The organism is Streptomyces sp. SLBN-31 (assembly GCF_006715395.1).
GTDB lineage: Bacteria > Actinomycetota > Actinomycetes > Streptomycetales > Streptomycetaceae > Streptomyces.
This window is the reverse complement of sequence record NZ_VFNC01000002.1, coordinates 46,431-69,428: the sequence shown is the minus strand read 5'-3', so window position 1 is coordinate 69,428 and position 22,998 is coordinate 46,431. Positions and strand designations below refer to the sequence as shown.

Genomic DNA, 22,998 nt, shown 5'->3' with positions numbered 1-22,998 from the left:
GCCGTCCGAGTCGCGCTCGGCCGACGCGCGGGTGGCGGGGGTCCGGGGCTGCGCACCCGGACGGCCCGCGGGAAGCGGTGCTTCCCGCGGGCCGTCCGTCATCGGCCTACCGGCATGTCACTTGCCGAGGTAGGCGTTGTAGATGGTGATCGCCGACGTGTTGCCCTTCTTGTCGGTGATCTTGGCGCGGAACGAGATGCCCTTGTTCTTCGCCGGGTTCTTCACGGTGATCTTGCCGCCGTGGACGGTGGCCTTCTTGAAGGTCTTGCCGTCGTAGGAGACGTACACCGAGAGGGACTTCAGGTTGCCGCCCGCGGCCGCGCCCTCGACGGTCACCGGGAAGGTGACCTGCTTGCCGGCGTCGACCCGGCTGTCCAGGCCGGTCGTGGCGCCGAAGTGCAGGGCGGAGACGGGGAGCTTGGCGAAGCCGCTCGACGGCTTCTTGGAGCGGAACGTCCAGGTGGCGTCGATCCGCGAGGAGACTGCGGCGACGTTCGACGCGCGCTTGACCGAGGTGGTCAGCTTGTACGCGGCGTCTGCGGACGGGACCTTGAAGGGCTCGCCGAACAGCGGGTCGTGGTTGGAGCCGACCTTGTCGCCGTTGCGGTACAGGGTGGTGTTCACCGAGGTGAAGAGCGAGGAGCCGGCGTGCTTGGCTCCGTCGGCGAACAGCGGCAGCATGCCGTAGATCTGGTTGCCGTCGCGGTAGACACCGAAGTCGGCGTTCAGGTGCGGGCCGAAGACCGCGGTGTTGAACGTCTTCGTGTACGACTTTCCGGCCGTGTAGGCTTGGGCGCCGAGGGCGTAGCCGGCCTCGCCGATCGGGAAGCCGTCCTGGTCGAGGCCGCCGTCCTGTTCGAACTCCAGCTCCCACTTCACGCCGCCCTTGGCGGCCAGGTGCAGAGTGCGGGTGCCGGGCAGCTTCTGCGGGATGGAGACGGCGGAGGCACCGGAGGCGCCGGGCAGCCAGCCGAGAGCGGAGACGGAGCCCTTCTTACCGCTCACGGAGGCGCCGAGCCGTGCCTTCACCGTGGCCAGTTCACTGGCCTTGTAGTGCTTGGTGTAGCCGGTGGCGAGCTGCCTGACGGGGCCGCCGGAGGTGACGTCGTACTGCTCGGTGGCACCCTTGGTCCAGTGGCCGTCCCACTGCTGGGTCAGCGTGCCGGCCGGCAGCTGCGGGCCCAGGTGGGCGGTATGGAAGTTCTTGTACGTGTCGAGGAACCAGCCGAAGCCGTACTGGCCGTCGCCGACCGTGACGTCCCACTCGGGCGAGGCGAACACGGACTTGGCATCCGAGGCCGGCACGGTGATGTTCACCGGCTTGGCCTTGCGCGCGTCGATCGTGATCGTCTGCTTCTTGGCGACCGTCAGTTTCGGCTGGGCGATCGAGTCGATGCCCTTGCTCGCGTCCTGCGGGTCCCCGAAGACGGCGGCGTTGAGGATGTACGTGCCCTTGGGCGCCCGCACCTTCACCGTGCCCGACTTGTCGTACCGGTTCAGCTGCTGGCCGTTGGCCAGACCTGCCACACCGGTCAGGCCGGCGTTGTAGTACGGGGCCGGCTTGCCGTCACGGCCGATGAACTTCAGCGCGACGTCGTAGGACTCCACCTCGCGCTGCACCGCGGCGGCCGTGCGGACGGTCTGCCCGTCGCCCGTCGCGGTCACATACGACGAGTAGGCGCCGTCGAGCGTGCCGCCCAGCCTGGTGTCGACCGTGAAGCCGACCGCGGCCTTGCCGTGCGCCGGGACGGTCACCGAGGTCGCGGCCAGCTTGAAGAAGCCGGCCGGGGCCGCGTGACCCTTGGGGTCGGTGGCGGTGCTGCTCAGCTTGAGCGTGACGTCCTTGTCGCCGAGGTTGCGGTAGGTGAGCTGCTTGGTGACGGGCTTGTCGTCGGTGTGCGGCCACTGCTGCACACCGAAGCTGACCGAGACCGGGTCGGCGATCACGGACTGGGTGATGGCCTTGTCGACCGCGATACGGCCCGAGCCCTGCTGGAACGGCGTGTACTTGCCGCCCTTGGCGGAGCCGGTCAGCGCGCCCTTCAGCTCGGCGTAACCCCAGTCGGGGTGCTCCTGCTTGAGGATGGCGGCGGCACCCGCGACGTGCGGGGTGGCCATCGACGTGCCGGAGATGGTCAGGTAGCCCTCGGGCTTCTCGCCGACTTCCTGGTCGATGACGCTGCCCTTGGCCGCGGCGGCCGTGATGTCCACGCCGGGCGCGGTGACGTCCGGCTTGATGGCGCCGTCGCCGACCCGCGGACCGGTGGAGGAGAAGTCGGCCAGCTTGTCCTTCTTGTCGACGGCGCCGACGGTGAGCGCGGCGTCCGCGCTGCCCGGCGAACCGATCGACTGGGGACCTGCGTTGCCGGCGGCGATCGCGAACAGGATGCCCTTCTCGGAGGAGAGCTTGTTGACCTCGGCCTCGAGCGGGTCGATCTCGGGCGTGTCCTGGCCGCCGAGGCTGAGGTTGACGACGGAGGCGCCCTGCTCGGCCGCCCACTCCATGCCGGCGAGGATGCCGGAGTCCTCACCGGAGCCGGAGTCGTCCAGGACCTTGCCGTTGAGGATCTGGGCGTCGGGGGCGACACCCTTGTACTTGCCGCCCGATTTGGCGCCGGTGCCCGCCACGATGGAGGCCACGTGCGTGCCGTGCCCGAAGTGGTCGGTGGCGTCGGCTGCGGTGGAGAAGTTCTTGGACGCGATGACCTGGGCCTTCAGGTCCGGGTGGGTGGCGTCGACACCGGTGTCCAGGACGGCGACCTTGACGCCCTTGCCGGTGTAGCCGGCGGCCCATGCGACGGGGGCGCCGATCTGCGGCACGGACTTGTCCAGGGCGGCCTTGCGGACGCCGTCGAGCCAGACGTGGGCGATGCCGGAGGCGGCCCTGTCCCCGTTGGTGACGGCGTTCCACAGCTCGGCGGTGTCCTTGACCGGGGTCTGCACGGCGTCCGCGTTCAGCGCTTTCAGGCTGCGGCGCAGGGTGCCGGCGTCCCGGACGTCGGTCCTGGCGGCCGCGGCGGCGCCGCTGTAGCCGACGATGACCTTCAGGCCGTTCTTCTGGGCCTTGCGGATGGCGGCCTTGTTCAGCTCGGTGATGTCCAACAGGCGCTGGTCCAGCTTGCCGGAGGCGACCAGGCGGGCCGCGTCGGCCGGGACGACCAGCGTGTGGCCGTGGGCCTTGCGGACTTGGACGGGTATGTTCTCCCGGCCCTTGGCCCGCCGCAGGCCGACGACGCGGCCCTTGGCGTCGAGGTCGACCCGGTCCCCGGTGATCAGGGTGACGTGGTGCTTGACGGTGAGTGAGGAGCCGGCGGCTTGGACTTGCTGCGCGGGCTTCGCCGACGCCGGGCTGGTCATACCCGCTGCGAGGGCGACGGCTGCGGCGGTGGCCACTGTGGCCGCAGCTGCTCTTTTCAGTTGTCTGCGCAAGATCTCCCCCTGGAGATGAGGTATCGGGCGAATTCCCCGTTCACCCGACCGAGGGGTATCTCGTACACGTGTACACCGACCCCCCCGGACGACGAAGTATGCCGGGGGTGATCAGAGGGCTCAAGAGTTGAGAGGCTGGTGTGAAAGCGCTGCCTACAACTGTTACGCGCCGGGGCAGACACTGTGGCCTAATCGCGAACTCCCGCCCGTCTCAACGGCGTTACGCGACGCAAGGCACCTGCGTTCGCGCGCACGGTGGACGTGGTCTCACATTCGACCGGACCAGCGGGACGTCACGGGCAAGGCCGCCGCCGTACTGGCCTTGGCGGCCACGAGCCGGTGCCCGAAGTGAGCCGTGTGACAGTCGTCGCCCAGCGCCGGGCATGCGCGGCGAGCGCCAGGGACTCCACCCATCCATCTGTGCTCGCATGCAGAGGCGTCCAGTAGTAGGCGTCGATCCCGAATGCCCCATCGGGGCCGATCGCGAATCCGTAGGCCATGGACACCTGGCAGTCCCCGCAGGAAATGACCAGCCCTCTGCCGCGGATTCTTCGGGGCAGTCAGCGTTCAGAATGCGTGGGCCACCCTCGTAGAACGGAGCCGGTGGGAGGGCGAGGCTGCCCCAACGGTCTTGGAAGGCTGCGGCCATTTCGATCTCCGCGGCGGGGATCCCGCTCTGATCCACGCGTCACGGTGGCGCCGGGCGTCCTGGCGAGGGAGACGGATACCGTCTATCTCGACGAACCTCCGGGCCCGCCGGCTCAGGCCGACGGGTACGACCGGGACCGGCGATGCGGAATCGTCGGCCGTCACTGCTCGCACGCAGTGTCAAGTACGAACACACTCAACCGGTACGTGGTCGGCTCCACGAGGCGTCCACAGAGGGTGTCGATTCGAGTCATTGCCCAGTCGATCCGCGCCGGTCCGGCACGCAGTTGACGCAGGTGAGCATGCCACTTCGACTCGTCCTGGGTCTCGAAGATCACCTGCCAGTGGCCCGCGTCGGGACGGGTGCGGAGTGCAGCCCGCCGTCTCACGTCCTGCTGCTGACGTTTCCTCTTCCGCTGCCCTGGCATTGGTCCAGCATCTCTGGCTCAGTTCCACCGCAGCAACGTCATTGATCTAGGTGACAAGGGCTGCTGGTGGTGATCATTTGCCAGACTAAGTGCGTGTGCGGCTACCGTGGCGACGTTGAGCTGCCAGCGCCGAACGGTGCTCAGCGTCGCAGGGGTCGTCGGCGAGCACAGGCGGGCCAGTCCAGCACCCCACTGTCTGCGGGGCACATGAGTGCACACGGATCGGGCTCTGAGGCCAGGGGCGGGATAGGGGTCACAGCGGTGGTTCTGTTCATGACGAGGCCTGAAAATCATCAGCTGGCGACCGCGCGGGACCAGTACTCGCGGATGACCGCCACCTTGTTCTCGAAGTCGTCATCCCACCGCCTGCTGGTGAAGACACCCGGAATCGTGAGCGCTCGTCCACGGACCCGCACCGCGGACACGTCCCACCACTCAGCACTGCGGCCTTGGTGGCGCCGCTTCTCAATCCGGGCGATCTCGGACCACGAGACCGATCTGCGACTGACGAAGGTACGGAACTCCATCCCATCAGGCGTGAGGAGCGTCCGACCGTATCCACGGTTGATCATGTAAAAGGACCCGGCCAGCCAAAACCCGGCGACGCCGCCGACCCACCACCATCGATCCGCCGCTGGCTCCGACAGCGCCACCGCTGGCGCCGCGCCGACACACACCAACGTCAAGAACCCGGTCCACCACCAATTCCTCCGCCGGGCAGCGGCATCGAGACCGATCCATAAGCCGGGCATACCCGTGATGCTACCGACACGTGGCACCCCACTCACCCGTGCCGCAGCGCCAGCAGCCAGGCTGCAGGCCCTCGCAGCCGCCCCCACACCGTACTGGCCCTGTGCTCCAAGCGACGAACTACGTGGCGGGGCCCGTATCGAGTGCGCTCGACACGGGCCCCGCGAAGCACTGTATGACGCTTGCTCAGGACCACAGCTCGACGGAGGTCCCTTGATGCTGCTGCGTGCAGGACAGAGAGTGCCTTGGCCCGGCCGACCGTCTGTGGCTGCACACCATCACCTACCTGCCGTCCGGGGCGGGTGCTTTCGTCATGGGTGCGCTGGTGTGGATCCAGGTGTGCAAGGGGCCGGTGTAGTCGACGGCCAGGAGCGGGCCGGGCCAGGGCCGGTTCAGGCGGCAGCCTCGATGATGGGCCGTCATGGTCGAGCCAGGCGGCCCGGCGGGTCAACCGCGGGTGCAGCCGGTCCCACGCCTGTGTTGCGGGCAGCGGCCTATCTGTCACAGGCGCATCTACCGGGAAAAGGATCTACCCGCTCGTGAAGGAGCTGGCCGGGGACGGGGTGCCCGTCACGGTTGCGTGCCGGGTGCTGAAGCTCGCCAGACAGCCCTACTACCGCTGGCTGGACCAACCGATGAGCAATGCCATGCTGGAGGAGGCATATCGCGCGAACGCGCTGTTCGACGCGCACCGTGACGACCCGGAGTTCGGCTACCGCTTCCTGGCCGATGAAGCCCGTGGTGCCGGGGCCCGGATGGCGGACCGCACCGCGTGGCGGATCTGCCGGGACAACCGCTGGTGGAGCGTGTTCGGCAAGAAGCGCGGGAGAGTCAAGAAGGCCGGACCACCGGTGCACGACGACCTGGTCCGCCGCGACTTCACCGCGGACGGGCCGAACCGGCTGTGGCTCGCCGACATCACCGAACACGCCACCGGAGAAGGCAAGTTGTACGCCTGCGCGATCAAGGACGTCTTCAGCAACAGGATCGTGGGCTACTCCATCGATGCACGGATGAAGTCCCGCCTGGCCGTGACCGCCCTGGAGAACGCCGTCGCCCGGCGCGAACAGGTCGACGGATGCATCCTGCACAGCGACCGTGGATCGCAGTTCCGCTCCCGGAAATTCGTCCGGGAACTCGACCGCCACCGGATGGCCGGCTCGATAGGGAGAGTCGGGGCGGCCGGCGACAACGCGGCCATGGAGTCCTTCTTCAGCCTGCTGCAGAAGAACGTCCTCGACCGCCGGACCTGGACCACCCGCGAGGAACTCCGGATCGCGATCGTGACCTGGATCGAGCGGACCTACCACCGACGCCGCAGACAAGCCGCACTCGGCCGGCTGACCCCCATCGAATTCGAAACCGTAATGACCACACCGGCCCTCAAGGCCGCGTGACCGAACCTGTCACCCAAACCTGCATCAGACCCGGTGCTCTCTTACAGTCCCGTTAATGGCTGCGACTGCCTCGGCACGCCGCATCGTGCAATTCCTCCAGAACTTCGACCAGAACCCCGGGCGGGGCTTCGGCGTAGTCGCAGGATGTCCGGTTCGTGATCGTGCGACGAGGTCAAAGCCCTGCTGCGTGCGGGCCTGGGCCGGCGCCATTGATGAGTGGCATCGGGACCGGTACAAGTAACGAGTGGCAGACCCTCTTGCTCCTCTCCCGGATCGCCGCGTCGCCTCGAAGCCGGGAGGGTGGACCCGACAGTCAGCGGGTGCGATGTTCGCCGCCCTCGCAGCTTCTCTCGTCACTCGCGACGTCACGTTCGGGTTCTTCATGCGCACGCTGCCCGACTGGGCGTACGAGGCTACGTTCTTCACGGGACTACCTGTGTCGGCTGTTTCTCACGGCCTTGCCGTGTTGTGGCTCAGGCGATTGCCCTAGCAGGGCTCACGGGAGGCTTCAGCGTTGCTGCACGGGCGTCCGGTTCCTGACAGTCCGCCGGCTTGGCGATCATCCGGGAGTTGACAGGCACAGGCTCCCAAGATTATGGAACCCTACCTTTCAAGCGTGGGTTTCTGCTGGTCATTCGTAAGATCGGTGGGCCCAGGGGCTCCGGGTATGGCTGTCATGGAGGAGCCGATCGGATGGCTCAGAGAACATGGCTGGCCGCCCGCGACGACTCGACCGCCAATTGGGATGCGCGACTTGATCGCTCTGTAGGACGACGTCGGCGAGGTCGTCTGCGGGATGGACTGCCGACTTCGCGCCTGGTCAACCCTTCGCTCCGACGCTGCCGTACCGCTCTGGACGCCAGCGGATCCGGTTGCAATCGAGACCAGAATTGAGACCACGCACGGTCAGCGCGACGGGTCCTGCCCACCCGGCATTGTCAGTGGCTTCCTGCGTCCGGCCGACAGCGAGGTCCACAGCCGACCTTGCGATCAGGCACAACGCCGTAATCTGCGGCGGCATCCGCCACGGGACGCACCGGGCGGGGCGGGGCCGGCAGTGTGAACTCTCGTTGCCAGAAGCCGACCTCGTGCCACTCCCCGTGCTTGAAGCCGGCCGTCCGCAGGGTGTCGCAAGGGGTGAAGCCGAGCGCCTTGTGCAGGCGCACGCTGGGGTCGTTGGGCAGGCCGATGACAGCGATCACGCTCTTGAAGGCCCTGCGCCTCCAGAGTTTTCAGCAGATGCGTGTACAGGGCCAGGCCCCGGCGCTGGTGGCGGTGGGAGACGTAGAGGCTGGCCTCGGCCGTCCAGTCGTGGGCGCGCCGGGCCTTTCAGGGGAAGGCGTACGATGCCGGCGATCTGGCCGTCCGCCTCGGCGACCAGCCGGGGGTAGCGGGCGCGCAGGCGGGTGAAGTCGTCCAACACTCCTGCGGAGTTTGCGGCTCCGTACGGAAGTTGATCCGTGCTGGTCGCGATGTTTGACGAGGTCGTAGACGGCGGACACGTCCGCCTCGTTGGCGGGACGGACGTCGACGGGGGGTGGTTCCGGACTAACGCGGTTCCTTCGTTCGGTTCCCTCTGCGCCGTACCAGAGCCGTCCCCAGGCCATAACGATCCTGGATGTCATGGGACTTGACGCCTATCGCCGACTATCTTCACATCATGTCCACGCCACCCGAGGCTTCGCAGCCATCTGATCAGCCAGGCATCCCGGAGACGCCGGAGACGCCGGAGACCCCGAGCGCGTATCCGCACCCCAAGCCGCAGTCCCCGAATCCGCAGCCCGCGGTTCCGGGTGCGCCGGGATCCGACCCACCGCCGGCTCCCGCGCCCACACCGGCCCAGCCGAACTTCTACGCCCAGCCCACCCTGGTCGGCCAGCCTGCGCAGCCCCAGGCCCAGCCCCAGCCCCAGCCGGGCAACCCGTATGCCGCGCAGCCCTACTACGGCCCCGTGCCCGTCCCAGCGGCCCCGGGGGGCGGTGGCGGCGCCGGGCGGGCCGTGCTGTGGGCGGTCGTCGGCGCGGTGGTCGCCTCCGCCGCATGGGCGGGTGGCGTGTTCCTCCTCGGCCGGGGCGACAGCGCCGATCTGCGCGGCTACAGCACCCCCTCGAACCTGTGCACAGGCGCGGACTACTCGTCGTTCAAGGACGAGTACCCGGATGACGACTCCTCGCCGCTCCGCAACTCCCTCAAGTCCGACGCGCTGGACGAGAGTTACTGCAGCCTGAGCCTGAAGAAGACCCCGTCCAGCTACGGGGACGCCTATCTCACCATGCAGATGGACCTGCACAAGAAGACCGATCCGGCGGCGGAGTTCACCGCTCTGTGGAAGAACTACCGCAAGAGCCACTCGGGTTACGACGTGGAGATCGTCAAGGGCATCGGTGACGAGGCGTATCTCGTCAGCAACGACACCACCAGCGGCACGACCAGCGGATCCATCCATGCCACTCTCGCCGTCCGGGACGGCTGGATGACGTACACCATGGAGTTCACCGAGTACCGCACGACGTACGACAGTGACACAAGCCCGCCGGATCTCAGCGAGGTCCGTGACTGGCTGAAGTCGGACACCAAGTCCACACTGGAGCAGACCAAGGACTGAGCGCCGGTGCGGTGGCCGGCCGGCGAGCACCACCTCGACGGCCGGCCTCGGACACCGGACGCATGGAGCCCCGGTCCCTGGGTATTCGCGGATCTGCACGTGATCGCACCGTGACCCGTGATGAAGGAGGGCACTACATGCTCATGGCACACCCGGCGGTTCGCCCCGGCCGGTGACGCTCGGCGCCACCGGCCGGGAACGGACCGTCAGTGACCGCTGCCGAGGCTCTGCGTGGTGTAGGAGCACTCGGTGTAGATGTAGCCGGAGCTGATCTTGGCGGTGTCCTTGGCGGGCGACGAGGTGGTGCGGTTCTTGGGCTTGTGGACGAAGTAGGTGGTGCCCGCTGGCAGGCTGATGGTGCGCTGGGGGTAGCTCTTGCCGCTGGAGCAGGGCTTGAAGCCGGGGGTGATGGTGTCGGCGAAGGAGTAGACCTTGCAACTGCCGCAAGCCTTGAGGGTGAAACTGCCGGTGACGGGGCCGGTGTAGAGGACGGTGATGTCGTCGGGGCTGTCGTTCTTCACCGTCACCGAGATGCCGCCGCCGGAGGCGGTGGTGGGCAGCTTCTTGCCGGCGGCCGGGATGGTCTGGGCGATCTCGGCGGCTATGGCGATCTTCTGGGCGCGGGCCCGGTTCTTGTCGTGCTTGTGAGCGGAGGCGAAGTCGGTGAGGGTCTGCTGGGCCTCATCGAAGTCGCCGTGCTTGTACTGGTGGACGCCGCAGTCGTAGTCACCGGCGTCAGCCCTCGCGCCCGCCCGGTCGGCGTCCTTGTCGAGGTCGCTCGACTGCTCGCCCGCGCTGCCGGACAGGTCGCCGATCTGGGTCTTCAGCTCGCGCAGCTGGGAGACGGCGGCGCACGGGTCGTCGCCGTGTACCTCCTTGGCGGTGGCGTCGACGGCCGCACTCACCGCGGGGGCGACCTTCGTGGCCGGCTCGGAGTCGGGGAAGGTGTCCAGCAGGTTGCCGTACTGCGTGACCCAGTCCGAGTCGCCACCGGACATCCGCTGCGAACCGCACTCGTACAGCGAGGTGGCAAGCCGGTCGTCGGGCCATGTGCGCAGAGAGCCGATGGCGTCCTTGGGCATGGTGTCGGGCACCGTGCGCAGGTACTCGAGCGGTGCGACGGCGTCGCAGTAGTTCTTGTGGCCGTAGGCCGCGCCCACCGTCGCGTAGTAGGTCCTCATCCGGTCGGGGACCTCGGCCGCCGCGCGGGAGCCCGAGTGGTGGACCGCGAGGTTCCGGTAGGTCTCGAGCGCCGACCTGTAGTCGGACTTGCCGCTGCCGAACGAGTCCCGGCCGGCCGCCGTCACCAGGTCGTCGGCCTTCTGGAGCCGGTCGAGGAGGGCCTGCTCGATGGCCTCCTGGCGGGCGTTGTCGTACAGCACGGACCCGCCCACCGGTACGGCGAGCAGCGCCACGCCCAGCAGGATCGCGATCGGCGACCGTCCAGGCCAGGCCAGGCGCGTGCGCAGTGCGACGACGGCGCCGTGAACGGCGGTCAGCACCAGGAACACGACGTACAGGCCGAGCGCGAGCCCGGGCACGCCGTCGGCGTCCGCAGGCAGCGCCATCAGCAGCAGGACGACGGTCGCCGCCCAGCACACGGCGGCCAGGACCCAGCGGCGCATCAGCGCGTAACCCAGGCCCAGACCGCTGAGGTTGAGCAGGGCGACGGCGACGGCCCGCCCTGCGTCCGGCGGCGCGGGCGGAGGACTCGACGGCATGGGCGGTACGAATCTGTTCTGGCCGTAGAAATCCCCAGACATGGTGGGCTCCCCCCGTCAATACAGCCCGCTTGCTTATGAATTGGCAGTGTACGGCCAATGGTGAGGAGCCGACAGGCCAGATCTTCGCGAGCGACCAGCCCTGGTCCAGCGCCTACACCCGGCAGACGCACCCAAGCCTCTGGAGGACCTGAAGAACATCCAGCCCTGACCCATGAATCTCATGGCTGGGTGAGGATGCGGGACCGGTTGAACTCGAACGAAGCTCGGCCGTACAGGATCTCGCCTTCGACCCACCCCACCTCACGGATGTCCGTAGCGGTATCCGCTTCGCGCTAGGTGTGCATCTGCCGGAGCTGGGTTACACCGGGGTCTGGGTCTTTTGCTTGAGGCGTTCGTAGGGGGTTTGTCCGCCGAGGGCACCGTGCGGGCGATGGTAGTTGTAGTAGTCCTCCCATTCGCGGAGTTTGTCGTTGAAGACGCCGGTGTCGTCGATGACGATGCCGGCGAGCATGCGGTAGAACTCCTCGGCGTCGATGCGGTGGGATCGTTCGACCTTGCCATTGAGGTGCGGGGACGCCGGTTTGATGTAGGTGTGGGCGATGCCCTTGTCCAGCACCTGCCAGTGAAAGGCGGACTGGAACTCAGCGCCGTTGTCAGTCTGGATCACTTCGACGCGGAACGGCAGACGCTCCAGGACGTGGTCGAGGAACTGGATGGCGGTCTTCTGGTCGCACCGCGGGTAGATGCGCAGCACCCGCAGCCGCGTGCAGTCGTCGATCGCCGTGAACTGGTAGTACTTGGCCCGGCGCCGCACCTTCGGGGGCTTGCCGGTGACCGGCGACGGGGAGGCGGGCTCGGCTGGGACGCCGATCGGTTCGATGAACTTGACGTCGATCTGGACCCGGTTGCCGGGCAGTTGCTTCTCGTAGCGGGTGTAGCGCTTGTCGTGGCGCTTGTAACGCTGGGAGGCGGGCAGCCGGTTCATGCCCAGCTTCTTGAGGATGCGGTAGACGGCGGAGCAGGCGATGTCGATGTCGTGGTACCGCTTGAGGTACATCTTGATCTTCATCGGGCCGAAGTGGTAGTTCCTCCGCAGGTAGACGATCTCGTTGACGATGTCGGCATGGGTGGCGTGCGGGCTGTGGTGGGGCCTGCTGGAGCGGTCGCGTAGCCCTTCGAGGCCTTCTTCTTGGTAGCGGCGCTGCCACTTGTAGAAGCAGTTCCGGCTGATCCCGTAGTACCGGCAGGTCAGTGAGACGTTTCCGGTGACTTCCTCGGCGTGGCGCAGGACCGCCAGGCGCCGTTGGGCCTGGCGGTCCTGCTGCTGTCTGACGGAAGGAGGCATGTCAGGTCTCCGTAGTGGGCGGAGACCCAGGTGTCAACAACGTCCGGCAGTTTTATAAGCCGCGGGCGTCGGGGGCGCCTTCCCCGCCGATCTCGGACTGGCCGCAGTTACGGCAACAGGTGAAGTTCTCTCGGGCCGTGATACCGGCATCCTGCAGGGCGGTGAAAGCGCGGGTCAGCCGCTCAGGGTCCGTCTCGCCCTGCCACTTGGCCTGCTCCGCGACCCGCTCCAGCCACAGTCGGTCGGCCAACGCTTGTGCCTGCTCGGGCGAGACGGGCCGGCGGTCATTGGTGACCAAATACTCCTCAGCGAGTTCGGCCAGTTCGGCGCGAGAGGCGTAGCCGCCAACCAGCACCTCACGGACGCACTTCTCCAACTCCTTGCGCTCGTTTTCGCCGAGGTCGAGCGGCGGCACCTCGCGGGCGGGGCCCATGTCCAGCAACGACCAAGCCAGACCACTGTCCCATCCGGCCTCCTGGTGTGCCCAGCCGGCAATCGTCGCAATCACGACCTCGGGCCCGTCGACGATCACCTGGAACTGCCGGTCAGCGGCACCGTCGCGGTACTCCAGCGTGTAGTCACCACCGGTCTTGTGCCACACCTGGGCGAAGACGTCAGGCAGGTCGGGTATCCGCTGGACCACCAGGAACCGGTCACCGTCACCACCGATCCGCCGGACCAGCCCTGCCAGCTCCTCGGCGGACACACGGACATGCCGCTCCCAGTTCTCCGTCTTCACCACGATCTCGAGCATGCGCAGACTCTGACATACCCCTCTCACTGCAGACCTCCCGGGACCCGCGACGCAACTGCTGCTGCGACAGCTCGACCAGTCCTAATACTGGACGGTCGTTGGCCGAGGTTTGACGACAGTCCCTGGGGCCGCGACCGGACACACCCACGAAGCGCTCCGCCGCAGGCCCTCCCGGCGGAGCACGACGTCGAGAAGGTCGCGTCACCCATATCGACGGGGCCCCCGATTGCTCGCCGCAGGAGGTGGGCGCCGGCCTGACACCCTCCCAATCAGAGGCCGGTCGCTCACCACGGTGTGGCCGACCAGGACCGGTCGTGGGCCGAGGCGGTGAGCCGGAAACCCTCGTACACGGGAGTGACGTGTGTGTAGGCGTGGATCCGGCGGGCCGCTGAGCGCAACGTGCCGGGAGATCGTCGAGAGCGCGCGGACCAGGTAGAGGCGACCCAGGGCCCCCTTTCGGAGGGATTCCCGATCGCTGTCGAGGCGGGCGCGGGCTCCGAGCCGGTGAGGGCGTCGCCGATCGACTTGGCATCGAGGCCGGCCTGCAGGACGCGGTCAGCCACCGGTTGTGGCTGCGATGTGGCGGCGGCGGTGAGGGCTTCGGCCGCGGGATGTAGGCGATGATCGCCTGCGTAGGCGTGTGCCCTGCGGGGGTTTTGTCCTGTGCCTGTGGGCGGCCTCAGACTGCAGAGGTGCCGCCGCTGGCCGGCGCGGGATGGCTCAGCCTGCTGTAGGACTTGTGCAACCACTTGACCAACCAGTTCCCCAACGGATTCGGTCCGGTCCCCAGCAGGACTCGCGCCTCCCTCTCGGCGTACTGCGCCCCGCTTCGCTCTCTGTGGCCGGGGACGACTGTGACTTCTGCGCGTCTGCGGAGCCCGTTTGACGGCCAGTCAGCTGTGGTCGTCCCGGCGAGAGAGACCTCCAGTGGTACCACAGAGGCGGAGGCCTGGTGCCCGGTCAGACATCGACCAGACCAGCCGCGAACTCGGCATGCGCCGCGGTGCACCAATCTGTCGCGCCGACCGATGCGGGCTCGCAGCTGGTGGCGGCGACGTGTTGCCAGGAGCGGGCTACCCGGAATCGCCCGGTGATGAAGTGGGCGCCCGCGGCGGGGAGGTCCGTGATGGCTGAGGACGGGTCGGCCGGGAGCTCGTCACTGAGGTTCTGCACCAGGTGCACGCCGACGTCCAGGGCTGCCGCCTCGGTGGCTGCCAGCACCAGTGGATTGGTGGAGTGGACCGCGGCGAACAGGGCTCCGTGGGCGCGAGCGCCGCGTCGGAACAACGTCAGACTGTGCGAGATGGAGTCGGTGTCCACGAGGAACGCGGCCGGACCCGGCCATCCCCGGGAGTAGATGTGCTCGTCCCGTGCCGCCAGCCGCACCAGCAGCGGGGTACGCAGATCGGCGGCGGGATGGTTCGGATGGTGCAGTCGCTGGGACGGGTGCAGGACCCTTCCGTGCCGCGCGGCCTCCGCCAGCCCGGCTCTCACTTCGTCGCCGGCGATCGCACTCAGCAGGCGCGCCGCGCGTGCCGGATGCCCGAGCAGCCGGTCCAGGGCCTCGCGCAGGTCGGCGCCGAGGTCGCGTAGGCTCTTGGGCCCCTCATCGGTCGCGATGCCCGTGGCCGCCACCATGATGTTCTGCGGCGTGGTACGGACCGTGCCACTGCTCAGGCAGAGAGCACCCGCGAGGCCGCGCACCAGTCCCCGGTAGTCCTCCGTGGAGTCCACGAATACGGTGTTCGGCCCTGCCCGGTGGGCGAACACCGTGGCCTGGCGGGCGTGTTGCTCGAGCCAGTCGGCGAAGCGCGCGGAGCCGGTGAAGTCGACGATGCGAACCGCTGGGTCTGTCGCGAGCCTGCGGTGGAGGTGTTCGCCGGGCTGGGCCACGGCCAGGGTCACGATGTCCGGATCGTGGCCGGCCTCCGTCAACACCTCACGGGCGATACGCACGGTGATCGCCAAGGGGAGCACGGCCCTCGGGTGGGGGCCCACGATGACGGGGTTACCGGTCACCAGACTGGCGAACATCCCTGGATAGCCGTTCCACAAGGGGTGGTCGGGGCAGCCGATAAGCAGCGACACCCCCTGCGGCACCAGGGTGGAGGTAGCCCGGATGGTCAGTGGTTGCCTGCGTCGGCGGGAGCTTTCCGCGCGCGTCTCCTCGGGGACGCGCGCGCACTCGGCGAAGGTCTGGGCGACGGTCTGGAGCGCGCGGTCCTGGGCGGGGGGCCCGGCGGCGCGGAACGCGGCCTCGAGTGGCAGACCGGTGGTGTGGTGCACAGCGAGGGCAAGCTCGTGGCTGCGGGTGTTGAGGCGGCGCAGTATCTCCACGGCCACGCCCGCGCGCTCGCGGAGACCGGCGGCTCGCCAGCCGGCCGTCGCCCGCACGGCTGCCGCGACGACGGCCGCCGGATCACAGCGCGGGTAACCGACGTCCATGAGAATGCCGAAGGGGGAGGACTCGGTGACCACCCATCCCGACTGGCCGGGCTGGTCGAGGTCGAAAGGCCGTCCCAGGAGCGAGCTGAAGACCTTTGTCGCGGTGCGGACCGTTCGCATGCCCGCGTCGGAGGCTTCCTGACCGGTCGACTCAGTAAAGGGCCTGCGGCAGTCACCGATCGCCGCGGCGCAGGTGATCTCTCGAAGCAGTCCCAGGTGCCGCTCGTACGGTCCAGGGTGCATGGGCCCTGCCTCTCCGATGACGCGGGCTGACTGGCTGTCTGCCTGTCTGACAGGCCCCGATACTCGGGGTGAGCGCGGGGTGGTGTCAAGGGGTAGATGAAAACAAAAATTCACCTGGCGTGGATCCTGAAAACTCGCAACCTTCCGCCAGCGCGCTGGGCCCCCTCTCACCGGCCTGGTCGCGCGCGTCGCCGTCGCGGGCTGACAGCGGCTACAGCGAACGTTTGATCGACGTCGCCTCGCGTCAGTCACAAAAGCCCATCTGGAGAGCATCTGATCAGCGTTCAGATCGGTATAGCTGCGTGATCTGTGCCGACTTGCCCTTGGTGTGAATCCTCCGGTCAGCTCGCGGGACATTTTGTGGCCATCGCCCAGTAGATCATCGTGGAGGGACCGCTGGGGCAGTCGGGGTCGCTGTCGCCCTGCTCGCCCAGGACCAGGACCTTGATCTCGATGAGCCAAACGGACGCCTCATGGGCAAGCTCCTCGTCGGCAACGCCCCGCTGCGCGGCCGCGCCGGCCTGGACGACGCCGCGAAGTGCGGGCCGTGCCACCCGGGCTCCGACTCGCACTGATCCCGGCCTGGATGCGAGTGTGCGCAGGCCGCGGCTGTGGCTCCCGCACACTGCGGGGTGAAGTGGGCGAGACGCGGCGTGTCCCGGGGCGGCTGAGTCCAGGATGTAGCGGGTGACAGCCACCACACCTGATCTCTGGCATGCCTAGTACTCCAGTGAGAGTTCGTGTCCTGAGCTGGTGTGTGTCGTTGTCAGGGCATGGTGGGGATGGTCGATGCCGAGGTGTGGGCGGCGGAGCTGGAGTCGTTGTTCGGGCGGGTTGCCGGTCGGTTTTCGCGGGTGGATCTGCGGTGGCGGATGCGGGGGTATGTGCGGGGTCTGCTGGCTCCGGTGGCCCGGAAGAACAGCTGGCAGCTGGCCGAATGGGCAGGTCACCGTGATCCCGCCGGAATGCAGCACCTGCTGGCAGGAGCCCGCTGGGAGGCGGATGAGGTCCGTGACGATGTGCGGGACTACGTCGGGCAGAAGCTCGGCCCGGGTGGTGTGCTGATCATCGACGACACCGGGTTCGTCAAGAAGGGCAGCACGTCCGCGGGGGTGGGCCGGCAGTACACCGGCACCTCGGGGAAGATCGACAACTGTCAGATCGGAGTGTTCGCCGCCTATGCCACCGGCCGCGGACGGGCCCTGGTGGACCGGGAGTTGTATCTGCCCAGGGCCTGGACAGCCGACCGTGAGCGGTGCCGGGCAGCGAAGATCCCGGATGAACGGGCCTTCGCGACCAAGGGCGAGTTGGCGAAGGTGATGGTCACCCGCACGCTGGCCGCGGGCCTGCCGGCAGAGTGGGTAACCGCGGACGAGGCCTACGGTCAGGAGTGGAAGTTCCGCCGCCTGCTCGAGGAACTCGGTGTCGGATACGTCGTCGCTGTTCCCAAGTCGCAGCAGGTCAAGAGCCTGGCAGGGTTCTGGCGGATCGACCAGCTCATCAGCGAAGCACCCGAGGATGCCTGGCAACGGATCTCCTGCGGCATGGGCGCCAAGGGCCCGCGGATCTATGACTGGGCCAGTGCCAGGCTGCCGGCGATCAGCTTCTTCGACGGCGACGAGCCCACCCATCACCGGTGGGTGCTGGCCCGCCGCAGCCTGACACGGACACAGGAGATTGCCTACTACTTCGCCTACGCGCCCATGACCTGCACGGTTGCGGATCTGGCCAGGGTGGCCGGGATGCGCTGGTCGATCGAGGAATGCTTCCAGGCCGCGAAGAACGAATGCGGCCTGGACGAGTACGAAGTCCGCCGCTACACGGGCTGGTACCGGCACATCACCCTCGCCATGCTGGCCCACGCCTTCCTTGCCGGCCTCGCCGCCGACGAGGCCGCAAAGGGGGCCGCAGAAACGACCCCACCAGCACCATCACCGCACTCACCGTGGCAGAGATCCGAAGGCTCCTGGACATTCTCTGGACCCGCCCCCGACCTCGCGGTCATCCACGAGATCACGCACTGAACTGGTCCCACTGGCGCAGACACCACCAAGCCACCGCCCGCCGCTGCCACTACCGAAAACGCAGCTCAGGACACGAACTCTCACTGGAGTACTAGTGCCGAGTCGATCGCAACGATCCACCGCAGAGCCACACACCCAGAGAACCTGTCCTATGACTTCAACGAGGAGGTGCCGTACGACGTCACACCACGGACCCGGAACCCCCAGAGAACATGGGCCGTTCTGTGAGCTGGAGGACCGTGAGGTCGGGAACGCGGAGATCGGCAAGGGCTACGAGTACGCCAAAGACCAGGTCGTCCCGATCAGTGACCAGGAGCTGAGCAACCTGCCACTGCCCACGGCGAAGGCGATCGAGATCGCCGCATTTGTGCCGCTGGAGTCGATCGACCCGATCCAGATCGGCGAGGGCTACCACCTGACACCCGACGGCACAGTGGCGACCAAACCCTACAAGCTGCTGGTCCAGGCGCTCGGCCGATCCAGCAAGGTGGCCGTCGCCAAGTACGCATGGAGCGGGCGGGAGCGTCTGGGTCTGCTGCGCGTGCGTGAGGACGCCCTGGTCCTGCACGCGATGCGGTGGCCGGACGAGATCAGAGACCCCGCGGAGATCGTCCCACCTTCGGTCGAGGTGGACGAGGACGAGATCCAGGGCGCGCTGGCGCTGATGGACACGATGACGCGCGAAGACCTGGAGGATGGGGAGTTCCGCGACACCTACACCGACGCTTTGGCCAAGGTGATCGAGGCCAAACGCGAGCACCAGCCGCTCCCCGAGGCCTCGGAGACGGAAGAACAGCCGGGCAAGGTGCTGGATCTGATGGCGGCCCTGCAGGAGTCGGTGCAAAAGCTACGGTCCTCACGCGGCGAGAGCACCGACGCCGACGTCCACGATCTGGCGAAGGCGAACAAGAGCTCGGCCAAGAAGACTGCGAAAAAAACGCCGGCCAAGAAGACGGCATCGAGCACCGCAAAGAAGACGGCCACTGCCAAGAAGACTGCGAAGAAGACGGCCGGCCGCAAGCCCCGCAGCGCCTGATGCCGCCCACCGCGAAAGCAGCCTCGCCGGGCCCGATGGACGACCTCGCCCCGCTCCTTCGTCCACGTGCGGAGCGGTTCGCACACGCCGTCGAACTCCGCGAGCAAGACGATGCTCACCCCGTCGCGGCTGCCGTGCGTGCCCAACCAACCCTCGAACTTCTCCAACGCCACCGCGCGGTCGGTCCAGATGCCCTCCGCTGCCGGGCCGCCGGGCCTGAACTGCAGCGTGACGCGCCATGTTCCCACAGGGCCATCCTGCCCCACCAACCGCCACAGCGACGACACCCCACGACCGTCCCGGCCACGCACACCCAACCGGAGGATTTCCTCTTCCGCTCCCGCGCGTCACACCCGCTGCGAAGCCTTCTCTGCACTGGACACCATGGCCCGCCAGGACGTGCCCGTACGCCCGTTCCGTCGACGTCGTGCGCCCCGTCACCGCGAGGCACCTTCCTGCCGAGGACCACTGGCCCGGGCGGGCAGACCCGCTACGAGGTGAAGTCATGGACAGGGGCCACGCATATCCGTTGTCCGCGGCTCGGCGAGGATGGTCCGTGATCCAGCGGATGATGGAGGAACTCGGGTTCCGCGCGGGCCTACCCTGCGGCGGGTGTGGCGCCCGCGCCGAAGTGCGGCACGTCCGCGGTGGTGACGTCCAGGCGCAGCCGGGCGAGGCGGATCGGGTGCCGCCACGTTCCGCGCTCTTGTGCGGTGTCGACGACGACTTCCGCGACCAGGTCGGGCTCGACCAGGACGACGTCGAGCGCAGTGCGTGATCCCCAGGAGGCGGTGAAGCGGACGCCTTCCCATGCGTGTCCTGGGGCTGCCGGCGTCAGATGTTCGGCCAGCTGCCGGGCGGTGTCGGGCCGCACCGGCGTGCTTCGGCCGACGTGCCGCAGGATTCCTACGTGGTCCAGGCGCCCCAGCAGGAGCGTTCGGGGGTGGTCTGGTGTGCCGGTGATGGCGCCGACGATGGCCTCGGTGGTGTTGCGGCGGCGGACTTTGATGAGCGCGCGGGCGCCCGGCTGGTAGCGCTGCTGGCTGCCGCGGATGACGAGGCCTTCGATGCCCGGTAGGGCGGTCCAGTTGGTGAACCAGTCCTGTGCGCGGGCGACGTCTGTTGTCTCGGGGCAGAGCATGAACGGGTTGGTGAGGTGCTGTTCGGCGAAGAGGGCCTCCAGGCGGGTGCGGCGTTCGCCGTAAGGCGCCTGCAGCAGTTCCTGCCCATGAACCTGCAGAATGTCGAACGCGACGAAGTGCGCCGGCAGTTCCTCGGCGAGCCGGGCGGTGTTGCGGCCGGTGGAGGCCACGCGCCGCTGCAGACTCTCGAAGGACAGCTGATCGCCGTCCCAGATGACCAGCTCGCCGTCGAGTACCAAGCCATCGGGCAGGTGCGAGGCCGCCCGTACCAGGTCCGGGAAGCGGGATGCGATGAGGCTGCCCCGTCGTGTCTGCAGGAGCACAGGCCCGGGTGCTGGGCTGGGGGTGAACAGGAGCGCTCGGTACCCGTCCCACTTCGGTTGGAACACCAGGTCGCCGGGGAGCGCACCGGCGGGAGGCAGGTCGTCGCGGGCCCGCGCCAGCATCGGCTCCACCGGCGGGTGGAGCACCATTCGCGTGCCTCCGGCATTCAGCCTGGCTGGGCGGCCGTCTTCAGCTTCCAGCCACTGCCGCTGCATCCGTCCTGCAGCGGAGGAAAGCGGTGCCCTTTGACGTCCGTGCTGTACTCGTGCGACTGCCCGCAGTCGCACTCGTAGATCCCGGACTGCGGCACGACTTCGCCCGGGTGGTAGATCTGGCCCTTGGCATCAGCGTTCATGTCATCTGTCTACGACGCGGCCGGGCGAGGCGCGATCTGAGCACCACCAGGCGGGTGGCCTGTGTGGTCCGGTTCGGCCGGCCGCTATGCGGCTGTCTTCTTGCGGCGCCCGGCCCGAGCGAGGGCGTCGACCAGTTCGTCGTGACTCATCTTGGACCGGACCGGAATGTCCTGCTCCGTGGCCCGCCGGTACAGCTCCGTCTTGCTCAGCTGCCGCAACTCGCGCTTCCCGGTGCCCCGGCTGCCTGCCGCGCTCGATCCACTCGTTTCCTGCTTCGTGCCGTGGGAGCTGCGGGTCTGTTCAACGCTGCGCTGGAGGGCTTCCATCAGGTCGATGACGTTGGTGGCCTCGGGCGGGGCTTCCTCGCTGACGATCTCCTTGCCCTTGGCCTTGGCGTCGACCAGCTCCTTGACCCGCTCTTCGTACGTGTCGCGGTAGTCCTTCGGATTCCAGTCCATGGACAGGGCGCCGATCAGCTGCCGGGCGGTATCCATCTCCTTGCCCTTGGCGTCCTCGCGGCCGGGCAGCACCGGCAGCTCCTGATGCGGGTCGCGGACCTCATCCGCCCAGTGCAGGGTGTGCAGCACCAGCACCTGTTCCTGCGCGCGCAACGCGACCAGGTACTGCTTGCCGCGCATCACGAACGTGGCGATGCCCGTCAAGAGCTGTGCGCCGTGGTCGGCGACGGCCTCGACTTCACCGCGCTGGCCCGCCGCCGCGGTCGCGACCGCGGCGGCGGGCCACCGATCGTGTACCTGGTCTTCGACTGCCTCGCCATCACCGGCACCGACCGGCGCCCCCGCCCGCTGCAGGAACGCCTCGACCAGCTCGGCGAACTACTTCGGCCGCCGCCCAGCGGGCGGCCCCGGCACTCTGCGCCCTGGGCCGGGAGCCGCCCCTCCACCTACGCCTGGTCGCAGTGCAAGGTGCGCTGTATGAGGGGCGTCGACCGATGAACCCTCCCATCAGCTTTCCGTGAGCTCAGAATCTGTGTGGCCAGAAGAACGAGTCAGGGATGCGAACGGCGGGCGGCCTCCGGGGCGTGACTACACCGATGGTGTCTTCGGCGGCCCGCAAGGCCTGTTCGTGGCTGCCGCTGCCGAGGTGATGAGCAGCGCAGTTTCTGCAGTCGCCGGTCCGGGCGTGCCCGGGACCATCGCTGAGACCGCGTACATGGGCGAAGGCGTGTTCGGGGAAGTCGGCCCGCACCGTGTGCCAGGTACCGCGTTGCTCTTCCGCGGTGAGCCCCGCGGCCACTTCCGGGTGCATCGGCGCGTACACCTGGCCGTCGTGCTCGCGGAGCATGAAGACGCGGTCGACGTAGTCGACGGTGTCCCCCTTCGGCTGCTCTGCATCGAGCCAGGCCAGGGCATCACGGCGGCTCCCGGGCCCCCAAAGGTAGTCCGCAGGGAACTGTGTGGTCTCGAACCGGGCGTCGAACGCCGACCAGTACCCGTCCTCGTACCGGCTTCCGGGGCCAGAAGCGCTGCGGATCAGGATGTAGTGGTATCCGTCGGCATCGGAATCCCCGCGCAGGGCATCGGCATGGGCCATCTCGACGCTTCCCTCGTCGTTCCACGCCATGACGACGATGTGGCGTTCCACCGGGGCGGGGTACAGGCGCCCGCCAGGGGTCGGGTGTCCCCACAACTGATTGATGAACTCTGCCAGGTCATGCAGGGTTCGTGCCGCCTCCACGGGCATCGTGCGGTGGTAACCGGTCGGGTGGGCCACAGCATCGCGCAGCTTCGACTTCGCATGCTCGATGCCACGTGTGCGCTGACCACGCAGCAGACCGGCCGCCCGCGCCCAGGTCCGCAGCCCGGCCAGCATGCCGTTGAAGTCGATCAGCGTGGTGCCGACCTTCAACCGCCACTGCGGCGAGGGCTGCTGCCGCGGTCTCCGCCGGCTCCTCCTGCCCGCCTTCTTCACCGCGGCGAACACGTCGTCGTAGGTGCGCACGTCCTGAACTACTGGCGACTGCAAACCGTTGGCTTCCTCGAACGTGATCGTCCCGGCGCACCACTGGACGAACCGCTCGCGCAGTGCCTGCTCCATCACCAGCAAGGCGCGGTCGTCGACCACGGTGAAGACGTCGTAGTCGAGCAGACCGTAGGCGAAAAGGCGCTGGAGCCGATCGAACTCCCGGCGTGTTCCCTCCGCCACGTCCGGAGCCAGCGCGCAGTCCGCGACCAGCCGTTGCAGGAACTCGGCTGCTTTCTCGGCCGGCATTGCAGGGCCCAGTCCGAACGGGCTGAAGCAAAGCGCTGTCCTGTCCGGTTCCTGCAGCTCCTCCAGCGAGCGGATCTCTGCCACGGGTATGACCTCCTGTGTGGGCAACCCGCCAG

Annotated in this window: 15 protein-coding genes and 2 pseudogenes; 6 read left to right on the top strand and 11 right to left on the bottom strand. The window is 68.0% G+C overall.

All coding sequences use genetic code 11. The features are described 5' to 3' along the window. Positions 1 to 117 precede the first annotated feature (117 nt). Both FBY22_RS20110 and FBY22_RS20090 read right to left on the bottom strand, forming a co-directional pair. Positions 118 to 3,417 (bottom strand): S8 family peptidase, encoded by a 3,300-nt coding sequence (locus FBY22_RS20110; RefSeq protein WP_174267358.1) that lies wholly within the window; start codon positions 3,415 to 3,417, stop codon positions 118 to 120. A gap of 1,381 nt (positions 3,418 to 4,798) precedes the next feature. Further along, a complete protein-coding gene (locus FBY22_RS20090) occupies positions 4,799 to 5,257 on the bottom strand; it encodes a hypothetical protein (protein ID WP_142147912.1) in 459 nt (152 codons plus the stop codon). A 224-nt stretch (positions 5,258 to 5,481) separates the two neighbouring features. On the opposite strand from FBY22_RS20090, the gene FBY22_RS45200 reads away from it, so the two are divergent. The 3 genes and pseudogenes from FBY22_RS45200 to FBY22_RS45195 all read left to right on the top strand — a co-directional run bounded on the left by FBY22_RS45200 (position 5,482) and on the right by FBY22_RS45195 (position 9,257). Continuing rightward, entirely contained in the window at positions 5,482 to 5,613 is a 132-nt protein-coding gene (locus FBY22_RS45200) for a hypothetical protein (RefSeq protein ID WP_260845347.1), read from the top strand. 125 nt (positions 5,614 to 5,738) lie between these two features. Continuing rightward, positions 5,739 to 6,652: pseudogene (locus FBY22_RS20085) on the top strand (IS3 family transposase); the annotation flags it as partial. Between the two features lie 1,660 nt (positions 6,653 to 8,312). Then, positions 8,313 to 9,257 carry a hypothetical protein gene (locus tag FBY22_RS45195; RefSeq protein ID WP_260845017.1) on the top strand — a complete coding sequence of 315 codons (945 nt, stop codon included), beginning with the start codon at positions 8,313 to 8,315 and terminating at the stop codon, positions 9,255 to 9,257. A gap of 206 nt (positions 9,258 to 9,463) precedes the next feature. Here the strand turns inward: FBY22_RS45195 and FBY22_RS20070 are convergent, their stop codons facing one another. From FBY22_RS20070 to FBY22_RS20050, 5 genes and pseudogenes are all read right to left on the bottom strand, one after another. Further along, complete coding sequence (locus tag FBY22_RS20070) at positions 9,464 to 11,020, bottom strand: DUF1109 domain-containing protein (RefSeq protein WP_142147909.1); 1,557 nt, start codon at positions 11,018 to 11,020, stop codon at positions 9,464 to 9,466. Positions 11,021 to 11,339: 319 nt separating this feature from the next. Next, entirely contained in the window at positions 11,340 to 12,326 is a 987-nt protein-coding gene (locus FBY22_RS20065; protein ID WP_142147907.1) for an IS481 family transposase, read from the bottom strand. A gap of 58 nt (positions 12,327 to 12,384) precedes the next feature. Next, positions 12,385 to 13,080: pseudogene (locus FBY22_RS20060) on the bottom strand (DUF6891 domain-containing protein); the annotation flags it as partial. Positions 13,081 to 14,040: 960 nt separating this feature from the next. Continuing rightward, on the bottom strand, positions 14,041 to 15,768 hold the full coding sequence (locus tag FBY22_RS20055; protein ID WP_142147905.1) for an aldehyde dehydrogenase family protein: 1,728 nt from the start codon (positions 15,766 to 15,768) through the stop codon (positions 14,041 to 14,043). 341 nt (positions 15,769 to 16,109) lie between these two features. Next, complete coding sequence (locus FBY22_RS20050; protein WP_142147903.1) at positions 16,110 to 16,322, bottom strand: hypothetical protein; 213 nt, start codon at positions 16,320 to 16,322, stop codon at positions 16,110 to 16,112. A gap of 228 nt (positions 16,323 to 16,550) precedes the next feature. Between FBY22_RS20050 and FBY22_RS20045 the strand changes: the two genes are divergently transcribed. Both FBY22_RS20045 and FBY22_RS20035 read left to right on the top strand, forming a co-directional pair. Continuing rightward, positions 16,551 to 17,792 (top strand): IS701 family transposase, encoded by a 1,242-nt coding sequence (locus tag FBY22_RS20045; RefSeq protein WP_142152409.1) that lies wholly within the window; start codon positions 16,551 to 16,553, stop codon positions 17,790 to 17,792. 151 nt (positions 17,793 to 17,943) lie between these two features. Continuing rightward, positions 17,944 to 18,828 (top strand): Ku protein, encoded by an 885-nt coding sequence (locus tag FBY22_RS20035; protein WP_142147901.1) that lies wholly within the window; start codon positions 17,944 to 17,946, stop codon positions 18,826 to 18,828. Positions 18,829 to 19,426: 598 nt separating this feature from the next. On the opposite strand, the gene FBY22_RS20030 is transcribed toward FBY22_RS20035, so the two are convergent. The 3 genes from FBY22_RS20030 to FBY22_RS20020 form a co-directional block, all read right to left on the bottom strand. Continuing rightward, positions 19,427 to 20,443, bottom strand: a complete 1,017-nt coding sequence (locus FBY22_RS20030; protein WP_142147899.1) for an ATP-dependent DNA ligase — start codon at positions 20,441 to 20,443, stop codon at positions 19,427 to 19,429. A 17-nt stretch (positions 20,444 to 20,460) separates the two neighbouring features. Beyond that, positions 20,461 to 20,649 carry a hypothetical protein gene (locus tag FBY22_RS20025; protein WP_142147897.1) on the bottom strand — a complete coding sequence of 63 codons (189 nt, stop codon included), beginning with the start codon at positions 20,647 to 20,649 and terminating at the stop codon, positions 20,461 to 20,463. A gap of 84 nt (positions 20,650 to 20,733) precedes the next feature. Further along, positions 20,734 to 21,312 carry a Ku protein gene (locus tag FBY22_RS20020; RefSeq protein ID WP_142147895.1) on the bottom strand — a complete coding sequence of 193 codons (579 nt, stop codon included), beginning with the start codon at positions 21,310 to 21,312 and terminating at the stop codon, positions 20,734 to 20,736. A gap of 12 nt (positions 21,313 to 21,324) precedes the next feature. Here FBY22_RS20020 and FBY22_RS20015 point away from each other — a divergent pair, with 12 nt between their 5' ends. Beyond that, positions 21,325 to 21,606 (top strand): hypothetical protein, encoded by a 282-nt coding sequence (locus FBY22_RS20015; RefSeq protein ID WP_142147893.1) that lies wholly within the window; start codon positions 21,325 to 21,327, stop codon positions 21,604 to 21,606. Between the two features lie 25 nt (positions 21,607 to 21,631). On the opposite strand, the gene FBY22_RS20010 is transcribed toward FBY22_RS20015, so the two are convergent. Then, the gene (locus tag FBY22_RS20010) at positions 21,632 to 22,966 is read right to left on the bottom strand and encodes a hypothetical protein (RefSeq protein ID WP_260845015.1); all 1,335 of its coding nucleotides are present in this window, start codon (positions 22,964 to 22,966) and stop codon (positions 21,632 to 21,634) included. Positions 22,967 to 22,998: the final 32 nt, after the last annotated feature.

Excerpts from the sequence above, each read along its gene's own strand:
- FBY22_RS20090 (WP_142147912.1), bottom strand. The coding sequence starts at position 5,257 with ATGCCCGGCTTATGGATCGGTCTCGATGCCGCTGCCCGGCGGAGGAAT.
- FBY22_RS45195 (WP_260845017.1), top strand. The coding sequence starts at position 8,313 with ATGTCCACGCCACCCGAGGCTTCGCAGCCATCTGATCAGCCAGGCATC.
- FBY22_RS20070 (WP_142147909.1), bottom strand. The coding sequence starts at position 11,020 with ATGTCTGGGGATTTCTACGGCCAGAACAGATTCGTACCGCCCATGCCG.
- FBY22_RS20065 (WP_142147907.1), bottom strand. The coding sequence starts at position 12,326 with ATGCCTCCTTCCGTCAGACAGCAGCAGGACCGCCAGGCCCAACGGCGC.
- FBY22_RS20055 (WP_142147905.1), bottom strand. The coding sequence starts at position 15,768 with ATGCACCCTGGACCGTACGAGCGGCACCTGGGACTGCTTCGAGAGATC.
- FBY22_RS20045 (WP_142152409.1), top strand. The coding sequence starts at position 16,551 with ATGGTCGATGCCGAGGTGTGGGCGGCGGAGCTGGAGTCGTTGTTCGGG.
- FBY22_RS20035 (WP_142147901.1), top strand. The coding sequence starts at position 17,944 with ATGACTTCAACGAGGAGGTGCCGTACGACGTCACACCACGGACCCGGA.
- FBY22_RS20030 (WP_142147899.1), bottom strand. The coding sequence starts at position 20,443 with ATGGTGCTCCACCCGCCGGTGGAGCCGATGCTGGCGCGGGCCCGCGAC.
- FBY22_RS20025 (WP_142147897.1), bottom strand. The coding sequence starts at position 20,649 with ATGAACGCTGATGCCAAGGGCCAGATCTACCACCCGGGCGAAGTCGTG.